Source organism: Streptomyces sp. NPDC033177, assembly GCF_055577715.1.
Map to the genome: position 1 here is coordinate 215,292 of NZ_JBVIPS010000009.1, position 13,115 is coordinate 228,406.

The 13,115-nt window shown below is 63.5% G+C and carries 7 protein-coding genes and 2 pseudogenes; 4 read left to right on the forward strand and 5 right to left on the reverse strand.

All coding sequences use genetic code 11. From position 1 onward, the window contains the following. The first annotated feature begins 330 nt into the window (after positions 1 to 330). Positions 331 to 1,393: pseudogene (locus ACZ5U5_RS29535) on the forward strand (IS630 family transposase). Positions 1,394 to 1,399: 6 nt separating this feature from the next. On the opposite strand, the gene ACZ5U5_RS29540 reads toward ACZ5U5_RS29535, so the two are convergent. The 4 genes and pseudogenes from ACZ5U5_RS29540 to ACZ5U5_RS29555 form a co-directional block, all read right to left on the reverse strand. Beyond that, on the reverse strand, positions 1,400 to 1,909 hold the full coding sequence (locus ACZ5U5_RS29540; RefSeq protein WP_469027511.1) for an SUKH-4 family immunity protein: 510 nt from the start codon (positions 1,907 to 1,909) through the stop codon (positions 1,400 to 1,402). Between the two features lie 208 nt (positions 1,910 to 2,117). Next, positions 2,118 to 2,696, reverse strand: a pseudogene (locus tag ACZ5U5_RS29545) (IS5 family transposase); the annotation flags it as partial. 115 nt (positions 2,697 to 2,811) lie between these two features. Next, positions 2,812 to 3,366 (reverse strand): SMI1/KNR4 family protein, encoded by a 555-nt coding sequence (locus ACZ5U5_RS29550; protein ID WP_469027514.1) that lies wholly within the window; start codon positions 3,364 to 3,366, stop codon positions 2,812 to 2,814. A 259-nt stretch (positions 3,367 to 3,625) separates the two neighbouring features. Next, the gene (locus tag ACZ5U5_RS29555) at positions 3,626 to 6,154 is read right to left on the reverse strand and encodes a NucA/NucB deoxyribonuclease domain-containing protein (RefSeq protein WP_469027516.1); all 2,529 of its coding nucleotides are present in this window, start codon (positions 6,152 to 6,154) and stop codon (positions 3,626 to 3,628) included. A gap of 657 nt (positions 6,155 to 6,811) precedes the next feature. On the opposite strand from ACZ5U5_RS29555, the gene ACZ5U5_RS29560 reads away from it, so the two are divergent. The 3 genes from ACZ5U5_RS29560 to ACZ5U5_RS29570 all read left to right on the forward strand — a co-directional run bounded on the left by ACZ5U5_RS29560 (position 6,812) and on the right by ACZ5U5_RS29570 (position 10,916). Beyond that, positions 6,812 to 7,183, forward strand: coding sequence for a hypothetical protein (locus ACZ5U5_RS29560; protein WP_469027518.1), 372 nt, complete (start codon positions 6,812 to 6,814; stop codon positions 7,181 to 7,183). Positions 7,184 to 8,333: 1,150 nt separating this feature from the next. Next, a complete protein-coding gene (locus ACZ5U5_RS29565) occupies positions 8,334 to 9,320 on the forward strand; it encodes a tyrosine-type recombinase/integrase (protein WP_469027521.1) in 987 nt (328 codons plus the stop codon). 408 nt (positions 9,321 to 9,728) lie between these two features. Further along, positions 9,729 to 10,916: a spore photoproduct lyase family protein gene (locus tag ACZ5U5_RS29570; RefSeq protein WP_469027523.1), complete on the forward strand. Its 1,188-nt coding sequence runs from the start codon at positions 9,729 to 9,731 to the stop codon at positions 10,914 to 10,916. A gap of 272 nt (positions 10,917 to 11,188) precedes the next feature. Here the strand turns inward: ACZ5U5_RS29570 and ACZ5U5_RS29575 are convergent, their stop codons facing one another. Next, a complete protein-coding gene (locus ACZ5U5_RS29575; RefSeq protein ID WP_469027524.1) occupies positions 11,189 to 13,105 on the reverse strand; it encodes a discoidin domain-containing protein in 1,917 nt (638 codons plus the stop codon). Positions 13,106 to 13,115: the final 10 nt, after the last annotated feature.

Consider the following 13,115-nt stretch of genomic DNA (forward strand, 5'->3'; position numbering starts at 1 on the left):
CTTGACTACCGGGAGCAGCGGATGGGCACCCCTCGTCGTCGTCACTCCATGAGGGGCGAGCCGTCTATCTCATGATGCCTCCGGCTGAGAGGCTCAGAACCGAGGGGCCGAAAACGGCCGTGTTCGGCGCTAGCTCCTCGGGGCGAGGTAAATCGACAGGCCCGGCCTGCCCCCCAAGCGGGAGACGACTGAACCTGGGCGTACTGGAGCCCCTGCCGGTTGGTGGAGGCTCTGCGCTGTCTACCGCTTGAGCTGTGCTACTGAACTTGATCGGGTGATGTCGGGCTGCTCGTCGGACAGCGCGCGGGTGGCTTCGGTAGTCCTGGCGGGGTGAGATATCCGCAGGGCGGTGGCTTGACCGACGCCGAAAGGGCCGGACGAGAGCTGGTCCGGCTCCAGGCCGTGACTGGCTTCGAGGCCGGCGGGAAGAACCGGGAGATCGCTGCCTCGATGCGTGTCTCGGAGCGGTCGGTGGAACGCTGGCGGCGCCAGTGGCGCGAGGAGGGCCGGGCCGGGGTGACGTCGAAGGGATCGCCTGGCCAGCCTCGGCTGTCGGAGACGCAGATAGCCAGGCTGGAGCGGGAGTTGGAGCGCGGCCCGCTGGACCATGGATGGGCCGACCAGCGGTGGACGCTGGCCCGGGTCAAGACGATGATCGGCCGCCTGTTCCACGTCTCGTACACCGTGGAGGGCACATGGCGGCTGCTGCGGCGGCACGGCTGGTCCTGGCAGCAGCCCGCCCGGCGCGCGATCGAGCGCGACGACAACGCGGTCGAATTGTGGAAGCGGGAGGTGTGGCCGCGGGTAAGAGCACCGCGGCGGTGAACGGCGCCTGGGTGGTCTTCGAGGACGAGGCCGGCCAGTCGATGACGCCGCCGCGTGCCAGAACCTGGGGCCGCCAGGGCATCACCCCGGTCGTCCGCGTGCGCGGACGCGGCTCAGGCCGCGTCTCGATCGCGGGGATGACCTGCTACAAGCCCGGTGAGCGGTCCCGTCTGATCTACGCGGTCCGCGAGTACCGGGGCCGCAAGGACGAACCGAAGGGCTTCGGCTGGAAGGACTACCGCGACCTGATCATCCGCGCCCATGTCCAGCTCGGCGGCCCGATCGTCCTGGTGTGGGACAACCTGCGCATGCACCTGGTCGCGCCGCTACGGGAGTTCTTCGAGACCAACACCCCTGGCTCACTGTCTTCCAGCTACCGACCTACGCCCCGGACCTGAACCCGCAGGAGGGCGTCTGGTCGCTGGTCAAACGCGACATCGACAACCTCGCGGCCGCAGACCTGAGCCAGATCACCCGAGCCATGAAGCGTCGCCTCAAAAGGATCCAGTACCGACCGGAGTTGGTAGACGACTGCCTGACGGCCACGAGCCTGATGCTGGAGGGCTGACGTGCTTCAGTCCTCCCAGTTCGCGTAGCCGCCCATCGCGACGTCGTCACACAGGGTCTCCCATAGCCCGTTGTGTGCGAGCGCGGTGTCATCGAGGGTGGCAAGTAGCTCGCGCAGGTCGTCCGTCGCCTTGTCAAATCTGTCCTCCTCGCCTTCTTCGTAGAACGGGAAGCGGGCGATGGCGGCCGCGACGCACCGGTGGAAGGCTTCGAAGTCTCTGTTCACGTGATTGGTGGTCGAAGACTCGGCTATGGGGATGTGCACGATACGACGCGAAGCCACATCGATGGCGATGGGCCCAAACAGGCCGCTGGTCCCGAAGGCGACCAACCCGCCCTCGTGGATCCCGCCAAGGACTGCCGCCTCGGTCAACGGTTGGTACTCGTAGCCGATCAACCCCGCCGGGACGCCGATCTGCCGCAGGTCGGCGGCGATCTCACTGGGCACCTCTGGTGAGCAACCGATACGGACCACGACGTACTGGGGCAAGGGCAACGGCGGCAGGTCTCGAATCACGCGGACATCATCCTCGTACTCCCGCGTCCTGGGAAAGCCGCCAGCCGGGCCCCACCGCCTCGCGGCAGGCCCGACATCACGAGTTCAAGTTCAGTAAGAAGTCCTCCACGAACTTCTCCACCTCGGCCCGGCTCTTCACTCCAGTCTCTGAGGGTTATGTCGTGACCGGTGCAGTGGGAGTCGTCGCAGTGGAAGCGGTAGACGATCTGCGGCGGCGCAGCCAGTTGCGCAGATGGTCGAAGTCGTAACCCTTGTCTGCGTGCAGTTTGGCCGGGCGGCGGCGTCGGGGGCCGTAGCGGGAGCGGATCGGAGGGAAGCCCTGCATCAACGGCACCAAGGCTTGGCTGTCGTGGAGATTGGCGCCGCAGACGCCGACCGAGATCGGCAGCCCGTTGTGGTCAGAGATGATGTGAATATTCGACCCCATCTTGCCGCGATCGGTCGGATTCGGTCCGGTCAGGGCCCTCTTTGACCGCGCGGACGCTGACCGAGTCGAGCGCGCATCGCGACCAGTCCAACTCGCCACGGAAGCCGAGCTCATCGAGCACGCCGCGGTGCAGTTTGGCCCATACCCGGGCCCTGGACCAGCCCGTGAATCGTCGATGGGCTGTCTGCTAGGAAGCCCCGAACACTGGCGGCAACTGCCGCCAGGCACAGCCCGACGTGGCAACGAAGATGATCGCCGCCAGTACCGCACGGTGATCGCACCGCCGTCGCCCGATACCGGAGCCACGTTCAGAAAGATCTCCCACAATCCATCAGGCACCAACCGCCCGACTATCCCCATGGCAAGACAACGAGTCAGCGCCAATCAGCACATCTTCTAAGGCGACGAGCTTTGGCCAACCGCTAGCTCTGCTGCTTCCGAGCGCGTGGCGATGGAGTGCCCCGTCCGCAGCGCATCACTCCATCTCCCATTCCAGCTCCCTATCGACAACGACTGGCCGGAAGTCATCAAGGAATTCCATCGCTGCTAGTGCGCCTGCTGCTTTCTCAAGCAGATCTGAAATGCAAGAGCCCATAACGCCTTCAGTGAAGTCAAGGTCTCCGAGCTCGTTGCGAAACCCAACCCGAGGCTGATCCCCCCCTAGTTGACCGAGGACGTAGTGGGAGCCACCGCCATCTCCAGATATAGGAACCCATTCTGGTGATTGCATATTCACATATGTATCTGTATATGGGTCACGAGAAATCTGGGCCGCCAACAAGAAATCGTTTGCAATGAGTTCGGCGCTCAACAGCGTATGACCTGGCAAGATTTCAACGTCCCCACTTCCGTTATGGCATCGCAAAGAGGTGTAGAGATCCGAAGGGAACGCCACCCCTATCTGCTGCTCAGCAGAGGCGATTTGCTCGTGAGTTGCTGGCTGCGGAAGGGCAGCAAAGGTAACGGGAGCCTGCTCGACCAGCCATGCGTCGATGCGACTCCATGCCTGAATAATCCGCGGCGAAGACATGGACCTCATGATTCCACTCCGTGAGCAGCTGTGTACACCGTTCTGCTGGGCGAGCAGCAGCGCGCTTGCTTGCCAGCCTGCCGTGCCAGTCGTTGACGATGGGGCGCACCGCAGTCGCAGCGGCCTGTTAGCGATGACGTTTAAGTATGCGGCCTATCACGCTTTATGAGGTTTAAACAAACGAATGTGTGTGGTGTCTGACCTGAGAGGCGGGAGTCAGACACCACACACCACACACAGACGGCTTGGGCCGGGCCCCTTAGGGGCAGGGGTGTCCGGGTGGCATCGCCAGCACCCCGGCCCGCGGCTGGCGTTCTGGCCTGCATTGCGCCATAGAAGGAGTCGTTGCCGAGAAGTTGAGCCTTGCGTCTTTCCTCAAGACGTTAGAGGAGACCAGCTTGAAGGATACGAATCGAGGTCTGTAGATGGTCGGATCTCGATAGTGTGCACCATCGGGCGTGACGCGGTTGTCGAAATTATTCACGTTATACGACAGAGTCCAGCGGTCTCCTGAGGCCAAGGATGGGTGGACGTGTGCGTTATACGAGAAGCAACGACCGTCCTCCTGTCCGGCGACACAGTCCCCGAATGGTATCGGTCCTGGTTCAGGCATCCGGTAAACCTCGTCATGGCCGTCCCAAGAGCCGAATGGGCCGAACGGGTCGCAGCCGGTCCACATCCGAATTTTTCCACTGAACGCCTGAGTGGTGTCCTGGCTGACAAGGACGTAACTTCCCTTATGAGGCGTCACACTATACTCATTGGCAATCCCTCGCGTGACGTTGTCGCCCTCGGTCTCTCCATACATCCATTGGCTTCTTCCAGTGTTCAGATACTGCCACTTGCTGGCATCAGCGAGATTCGTTCCCTTGACACGGGCGACTCGCATCCCCTTGTTGATCTTAGCGTCCTCTACGCCATAGATGTATGAGTAGCCATCGCCGCTTTGCTCGGCGGACATAACCGCAGCTCCCCATTGGACGCCTGCATCTGCGGGAAGCGGTTCGATCCACTCGGGTTCTGAAAGGCTATTAGGATCGAACGTGGCTACCATCGCCTTTTCGAACCTGAAGTCCCAGTTGCCAGGGCCAAACTTATGCCACTCGTGGAAAATGACTTGTAGGTACTTCTTCCCATCTATTGTCGTAATCAGCCCGTCCCCGAGCCAATACCAATGGTTCTCTGCGGGAGGCGGCATAATAGCTTTGGGGCTACTACTGCTCCCGCCCGTAATGGTGGTCAAATTATCGCCAACCTGAGACACGAAGGAGCTATTGATCAATGGTGCGCTCGTTGGGCGTTTTCCATCGGAATCTAGTGGCCCAAGAAAGGTGTCCGAGAATAGCCATAGCCGGCGGCCGTCAGGGAGGGTGACTGAGTACGTAGAGTCACCACCGGTCCACCCATCACGCGTCGTGGACGCGTACTTGTTGAACAGGTCCTCAGGGTAAGCATTCCTCTCAGTCTGCTGAGCCTCCAGCATGCTGGAGGACTGGCACTGGCTGTATTGAACGGGAGCGGCAGCACCGCTCGGTTTGTCCGGGCCGTTATAGTCACCGCCCGAAGCAGTAACTACATGGACAAAGAACTTATCCTCGTAGAGAATTCGCTGCGTTTTGTAGAAGGCGCCGAGTCTTGCGCCTGCGGTCCGGTTAGGCCCGCTCGGCATGGCCTCTACAGCAAAATGAGATGTAGCCTCCCTCGCGGCGTCCCCCCAGTAGGAACCTTCCCGTGTCGATTGAAACGGATACTCGTCACAATCCCACGTGCCTCCGCGCGTATATCCTTTGCCGCGGTAGAGCTTGCACGCCGCTACCGACTTAGCATGATTTTTACTCTTCAGAGACTCAGGTAAGCGAGTCAGAGGATTATTGCTTTTGATGGAGCCGGGGATTTTCTTGACCTTGGGCGACCGGGGAATCGTATCGATAGGCCGATTCTGAGCTGTCCAGATCAGATCGGCTGACTCTTTTACCGCCGTATCTGCAGTGAGCCTCCAAATGGGTACCGCGTCCAGAAAAACGCAGCCGTGGCCACTCACATCTGCCTCTGAGTCACAGCGGAACTTCACTCCTGAGATGGTGTCATGAGTGTCATCTCGCACCGGCTGATCTGGCAAGCTAAGCATTATGTCGAAGTTATACTTGACCAGATCCGTACTGTTCGACTGAAAGTCAAACAACGCACTTCCGTGCAATTTCCAGGCATCCAATGAGTCGATTCGCCCATTCATTGAGCTTTGCCCACAGCCAACTGTGGAATTTATGGGTGAACACAACGCCTCGGCCTTAAGTCGCGCATTTCCGCGCGGGTTTCCGCTCACGACTACGGGGTTATCCAACAGTAGGAATATCTGCATCTTCCGTTCCGCCGTAGAGCTTCCCTGGTTCCCGAGTCCCAACAGGGAAACCCGCCACTGCATCACCCCCACTACCTCACATCTTCCGTTGGTGCATTCAATATCCGCTAACTCCATGGTTCTCACCTTGCACCAGGTGAAATGGTCAAAAAGGATATCGGACAGACCGGTTTCCTTGACCTTGTCCCAGCAAAATTGCATGCTTCCAGGGGCGGAAGCATCCAATTCACGCGGGGCTTCAGATGCGTATGCGGATATTTTCCTCCTTTCCTCTTCTGTAAGTCGCGAGTTGGTTGAAAGACCATGCGGTACGGAAATATCAATCGTTTGTTTGCGTGTTGCGTCAGAGTCCGCCAAGGCGTTTGGCGAGTAAGTGCACAGCAATAAGACTGATGCCAGTAACAGCAAGAGCGCCTGCTTGAGCGACATGTCTCTCCCTTGAGGGGGCTAATAAATCTGCTGTCAGAAATTGAAGAAAGGAAAGCCCAGGGCTGATTGCGCCCTGGTTCGCAAGTTGTTGGTCTCTATCCAAGTTCCGTTAACACCCGATCGAGGCCCCAGAGCGAGCGCTGGCGGGAGCATGAGAAATACCCTCCGGTCACTTTCAGCGCACACTATGCCTGCGCTGCAGAGTTGTGCGAGCAATTTTTTGGCAGGTAGGCCAATGTCAGCCGCGGGTCGATGTACATCGCGACGGGAAATGCCTAACGGGGCTCGGGACTCCGTGATCCACATCTTCTTGACCTGGCATTTTGGCGCTGCTTCCATCTGGCCTGAAATAGGCAACGCCGCATTTGAGACCGCCGTCAGTCTGTTTGCCTTACAGGTGTTATGAACCCTGCGGCCCTTATATAGAGACACGCCGACGATCGACACCCGTTTGACAAAAACGTTCAAGGTTCCGCGAGATGCTGTCTTGACGGATTTGATGTGAGACATAAATTCCTGCACTGCCAGTCGCGGGGTTTCAGTAGCAGGTACAGAGGGTCGCAAGCGTGCCGATGTTGCTGCTGAGTCGTCGTTCTAGTGCTGCAACGGTGCTTGCCGTGACTGCTGGCAGGGCGCCGCTTGGTGATCATCGGACCTGTGGGCGCCGATCCGCTGCCGGTCACGTTTTTCTTCTGCGCGCATCCTTGCCGCGCGGGTTTGCTGCTCGACCGCGCGCCGCCCGTGGATCTGCTGCTGGACTTCCGTCAGATGTGCGGTTTCATCTCGCGCGTAGCGAGGTGCGGTCCATACGGTGTGCCATTGGCGCAGGGGAGCGATCACCGGGGCCTGCCGTTGATGGGCGATTACCTGCCCGTTGAAGATCCACCGGAGGACTGGGCGGTGAGCTCGCTCGACGTGCCTTCGAGGCTGGGACTGGTACACCGGGTTGAGTGCGTTGCGCTCCTTCATCTGCGCAATGCGGCGGCATTGGCGCGATTCCCCGGCTTCACCGATGTCCGTCGGCGATGAAGGCGGAGCTGACACGGTCGGGAGCCCGGGTGCCCGGGAGGGCGGACGGACCAAACTGTGCGGCGCCGCTATAGCGAGAACAGCTCTTCCTGGTAGTTCTCGACGATGTCGCGGCGCGGGTAGAACAGGCCGAGCAGCATGAACGTCTTGGGGTGCTTGCGAGGTTGCCGACGAAGCAGTGGGCAGCGCGATTTGGGGTGAATATTCGGGAGAACCAGCGTTCCCGCAGCTTCTCCTCGACGTCTCGCTGTCCGTACTGGCGAAGGTGCTTGCGGTATGACTCGCCGTCCTCCCCAGTCTCTGAGGGCCATGTCGTGACGGGTGCGGTCGCTGAGTCACAGCTCCCCGTCTGAGTGTCGGCGACACCGCCCTCGTCAGCGTCCAAGCTGCTGGTAGCGGGGCTGGCGCACTGCGCAGCTACTCGTCGGCAGCTTCGTCTCCCTGCTCCTCAGGCGGCGCTGATCGTCGGTACTGGGGATGGGCCGAGATCGAGCTGCTTCGCTGGACATCGGATTACGCCGAGTGGGTCCTGTGGCGGCACGCCGCCGACGCGGAAGCCTTATCCCCGCAGTCGCTGCGTGCCTCCCTGCGCAACTGCGCTGCTATGACCGCTGCCTGCTACGGTCTGCCTTCCTGTGTGTCTCGCTGTCCCACTTCAGGGAATCCACCAGTCGTAGCCCCAAGCCAGCGGTCGTCCGCACCGAGGTGAGAGTGAGAACCGCGAGCGTTACCACGCTTGTCGTCGCGCATAAAGGGCCGATCAGGTCGGGATGCTCATACATGACGCGCTCGAGGGGCGAGGGCTACGCCAGCTCTGTGAGGAGCGATCGAAAAGGTCGCAGAGTCGAACAGCGAGTTGGCGCAGACGACCTGTGCCCCGCCGTGTTGATCCGGGTGGTTTTTGACGGCATCTGAGGGATCTGGCGCCTGAGACGGCCGGCTCCGGCGTATCGGTCTTGGCGAAGGTTCATGGTGGGGCTGAGCTGCTGACGCTGGCGCGGCCACTAGGTGAGGAGCTCATCTGTATCTGCGGAAGCTGAGATCGGGCAATTGGCAGGCTACGGTCAGGGATGGTGCGGGTAGGCGCTTCTCCGCGACGTTCCCGTTTAGGACGCAGGCCCGGGCATGGGGTCTCGAGGGAGAGGCGAGTGTGTGCATTCGTGGCCGTCGGGATCCGAGGGGAAGCGCGGTCAGCTTTCGGGACTGGCACACACGTTGGTGGAACGCGAGGGTGGTCGCCCCGCGCACGCTGCGGGGCGACGAGTCCGTAATGAGGAACCACGTCTTGCCGTACTGGGCGGACTGGCAGCTGAGGGACATCCAGCGGATCGACGTGCAGACGTGGATTCGCCTGCTCACTGACAAGGGGGTGGGGCCGTCCGCTGTCAGACGGTCGTACCAGCTGACGTCGTCAGTGCTGCGCGCGGCCGTCGACGATGACCTACTTGTGATCAGCCCATGCCGACGCATCACGCTGCCACGCCTTCCGGACCACCCGCCGCAATGGTTCACGCCGAGTCAGGCGCAGAGTGTGCTGCGCTCACTACCGTCGGCCTGGCGCACCATGTGTTTGCTGGGCTTCTACACCGGACTGCGGTGGGGCGAGCTCACCGGGCTCCGCTGTCGCAGCGTCGACCGTCATCGATCCCGCTTGCTTGTCGCTGACGTCAACACGGGCAACGGCGTCCAGCCGTACCCGAAGACGGCGAAAAGCCGGCGTGAAGTCCCGCTCCCGCCCTACGTCCTTGACGCGCTCGAGTGCCACATGCGCGGACTCGCTTCCGATGACCTGGTCTTCACCACACTCACCAGAGGCCGTGCCGGACGTCCGTTGAACGACGGGAACTGGCGCCGGTACACCTGGTGGCCGGCCCTGGGCAACGCCTACTACCTCGACGTTGCCGGTGAGCATCGGCTCGTACCGCAATACTCGCCCCACACCATGCGCCATACGTGCGCCTCCTGGCTCGTCCAGACAGGGGTCTCGCTCTACGAGGTCCAGCACTTGCTCGGACACGCGAACTACCAGACAACCGAGCGCTATGCGCATCTCCAGCCGGGAGCCCATGAAGCGGTACTTGATGCGTGGGAAAGCATGGATGCCCGCCTGACCCTACGTCTCGTAGCCCGTGGGTAAAGGGCTCTGGGTGCCGGACTCCACGACGAGGGAGAGACTGCTGCCGTGCCCACCTTGGAGAGCGACTACCAGCTGGCCCTCCACAAGGTGCAGGGCGCAAGTGGCTGCCGGGCGCATCGGTGGTCCCCTCACGCTGGTCGCCCCCGTCTGCCGAGATCGACGGAGAGGTCCGTAGCCGGTCCGACCCCGAGAGGCTGGTTAGACGTAGTCGCCGACGCTCATTTGACGCTCCAAGGGGGTTTCGGGCAGGTGGATGGGGCCGAAAATGCGGTCTGACCTGGGGTTTTGTGACAGTATGAAATTACGACATCTTTTCGATGACGCATCACGTGGAGTGCGTGGCGATTCTGGAGCCCGCCACCAAGGGGTCCTGACGCCGGCGCTCCCCGGCGCGGAAAGGGGCGGCACGTGGAGCAGCCTGCGGCAGGAGCGGCGGGAGGCGGGCCGGGAGAGCCGGAGCAGCAGGCTCTCTTCGGGTGGGCGGACGCCTCCGTGGCTCCGGCCACCGCGCCCGGGGCCTTCCGGGACAGTCCGCAGGCCCGGCGGATGCTCGACGTGCGGGAGGTCTACGCGGAGCGGGCGGCGCTCGACTCGCCGCGCGGCCAGCAGATCATGGCCCGGTTGCCGGACGTGCGCGTGACGGAGGTGGCCGGGCACTGGCGCATTCCCGAGCTCCACGGCAACGACGGCAACATCGGCCGGTGGGTCCGCATCAAGACCGAGACGCTCGTCCTCGGGGTCAAGCAGACGCTCACCACGCGCTTCAACGGCAGGTCGGCCGACTGGATCGCACCTGGCCCCTCCAACGGCTGCGCGATGGCCTGCGCCTACTGTTACGTCCCCCGCCGCAAGGGCTTCGCCAACCCCATCACGCTGTTCACCAACATCGAGGCGATCGTCGCCCACGTCCGGCGCCACGTACGGGCCCAGGGACAGAAGACGGAACCCAACCAGTGCGATCCCGAGGCCTGGGTCTACGACATCGGCGAGAACGGTGACTGCTCCGTCGACGCCCTGGTCTGCGACAACACCGCGGATCTCGTCGCCGCGTTCCGAAGCCTGCCGACGGCGAAGGCGTCCTTCGCGACCAAGTTCGTCAACCCCGACCTGCTCGCGTACGACCCGCAAGGGCGCACCCGGGTGCGCTTCTCCCTCATGCCCGCCGACGATGCCCGTCTCCTGGACATCCGCACCAGCCCGATCGCCGAGCGGATCGCCGCGGCCGCCGACTTCCTCGACGCGGGCTACGAGGTGCACTTCAACCTCTCGCCGGTCGTGCTGCGCCCGGGGTGGCAGCGGGACTGGGCCGAGCTGCTCGACCACCTCGACGACGTCCTGCCCGCCCGCGTGAAGGAGCAGGCGGCGGCCGAGGTCATCATGCTGACGCACAATCAGGCGCTGCACGAGGTCAACCTGGGCTGGCACCCCCGCGCCGAGGACGTGCTGTGGCAGCCGGAGGCCCAGGAGACGAAACGCTCCCAGAACGGGGCCGTCAACGTCCGCTACAACCAGGAGATCAAGCGCAATTCCCTGGTGCGCATCCAGGAGATCCTGGCCGACCACGCGCCGTGGCTGCGGGTCAGGTACGCGTTCTGAGCCTCTGGTCCGCCAGCAGGAGCCGCATCACCGACGACGCGGCTCCTGCCAGAGCCCTTTGTGGTGGGAAATCCCGCATCTCACCCATGGAGGGCATCGCGCGAGGAAGCGACGAGGGGGAGCCTCGTTCCTCGCGCCCCGGGCGGCCGTCACCACCCAGTGCGCGGCGGCCGCCGTCAATCAGCCGCTCCTATCGCACGGCCACGACATTACTCCGGGATTCCTTCACCGTCCGTACACAAGCGCGGAGTTGATACGAACGGCGTCAGACGTCACCCCTTCTGTTCCACCCGCACCCAGTCGACCTCAGCTTTCACCCCGCCCGCCGCGATCCTGTCGACGCTGGACTGGGGCAGGCCCCAGTACGGCTGGGTGACCTTGTTCCAACCGGCCGGGTAGGCGCCGCCGAGGGCGAGGTTGAGGATGACGTACTGGTCGTGGTCGAAGACCCACTCGCCGCGGGTGGACTCCAGTTTGTTGCGCGTCGTCTCCTGGACCAGGCGGTCGTCGACGTAGAAACGCATGAGCGTCGGCGTCCACTCCACCGCGTACGTGTGCCACTGGTCGGCCCTGCCGCCGTTCGGATAGGTCTGACGGGCGCCGATGTTGCCGTCCGCCGAGTAACCGGGGCCGTGCAGAGCGGAGCTCGTCCAGTCCGCGTAGCCGATGTTCTCCATGATGTCGGTCTCGCCGGAGGCCGGCCACGAGACGTCAGGGTCGTCCACGTCGCTGCCCAGCATCCAGAACGCGGGCCAGAACCCGTCGCCGACCGGCAGCTTCATGCGCGCGCTGACCTTGCCGTACGTGAAGTCGAACTTGGTGTTGGTGTCGATGCGGCCCGAGGTGAAGTCGTACGTGCCGCCGCCTGCGGTGGTGCAGTTGTCGCAGTAGTCGGCCTCGAGGACCAGACTGCCGTTCTCCGTACGAATGTTGTTCGTGGAGTCGACGTACGCCTGCGACTCGCCGTTGACCGACCCCATCTCCTGACCGGTCCTGACGACACGCCACTTGGAGTGGTCCAGGCTCCCGGCCGTGAAGTCGTCGAAGAACGTCGTCCTGTACGCCCCCGACTGTTCGCCCGGCAGTGCCGGATACGCGGCGGACGCGCTGCCGCCGGTGCCCCACACCTCGAACTCGTAGAGGGAGTAGCCGAATTGAGCGGTGGACGGAGCCGGGTTGTAGAAGGACCGGCGTTCCTTGCCGAGCATCCGTACATAGCGGCCGGTCGCCGGCTGCGAGAGCCGCACGTTGTCGTGCAGCCCCATTGCCTCCCCGGGGGACTTGATGTTCGCCCGCCGCGACGCGACCTCCGCGGCGGAGGGCCTGTGGACCGTGCGCCAGGTCCGGTTGTCGTCGGACACCTGGAGCTCGTAGTCGACCGCGTAGGCCGCCTCCCAGTACAGGTCCACGGTGTCGATGGTGGAGCGCGCCCCCAGGTCGACCGAGATCCAGCGGTTGGCGTTCCAGTCGCTGGACCAGCGGCTCTGATCGGCCTTGAGGTCCCCGGGCCGGCCGCCGTCGGTCGCGAAGGACGGTGCGTTGCCCGCGTGCTGGTAGCGGTTGGTGTAGGCGGGGTGGTTCAGGGCCAGGTTGGAGCGCGTCGTCGATGCCGGGGCGGGCTCACCGCCGTAGACCTTGAAGGCGTGCAGCGAGTAGCCCCAGGGCGTGGCGCGTTCGATGCCGCGCATCCGCACGTAGCGGCCCGTCACCTCCTGGGGGTAGGTGTGGGCGGTGACGGAGCCGCCCGTGCCCGCTGTCTCGGTGTAGAAGGGGGTCCAGTCGGAGCCGTTCCCGGACACCTCCAGGACGTACTTCTTGCCGTACGCGGCTTCCCAGTCCAGGACGACGCGATCGACGCGGAGGGTGGTGCCGAGGTCGAGGCGTATCCACGCGTCGTCGGCGAACTGGCTCGACCAGCGGGTCGAGGCGTCGCCGTCGAAGGCGGCGCCGGGTCCCGCGGAGCCCGCCTCGTTGCCGGAGGCGGTCGCGGAGGACGGGTTCGCGGTGTACGCCTGGGCGGCGCGGTCGGTGTCCCAGGCCGCTGCGGCGACCGCGCCGGGAGGGTCGGCCGGCGCGGCGGAGGCGAGGCCGGCCATCAGGGTCAGGACGCAGGCCGTCGCCAGCGTGACGACGGGGGTGAGTCTCTTTCTGCGGGAGGTGCGGGTTCTTCGTGAGGTGCCGGAGCGCATGCTGCTCTCC

Bases quoted from the DNA above. Each gene is read 5' to 3' on its own strand.
- ACZ5U5_RS29550 (WP_469027514.1), bottom strand. From the start codon at position 3,366: ATGTCTTCGCCGCGGATTATTCAGGCATGGAGTCGCATCGACGCATGG.
- ACZ5U5_RS29555 (WP_469027516.1), bottom strand. From the start codon at position 6,154: ATGTCGCTCAAGCAGGCGCTCTTGCTGTTACTGGCATCAGTCTTATTG.
- ACZ5U5_RS29575 (WP_469027524.1), bottom strand. From the start codon at position 13,105: ATGCGCTCCGGCACCTCACGAAGAACCCGCACCTCCCGCAGAAAGAGA.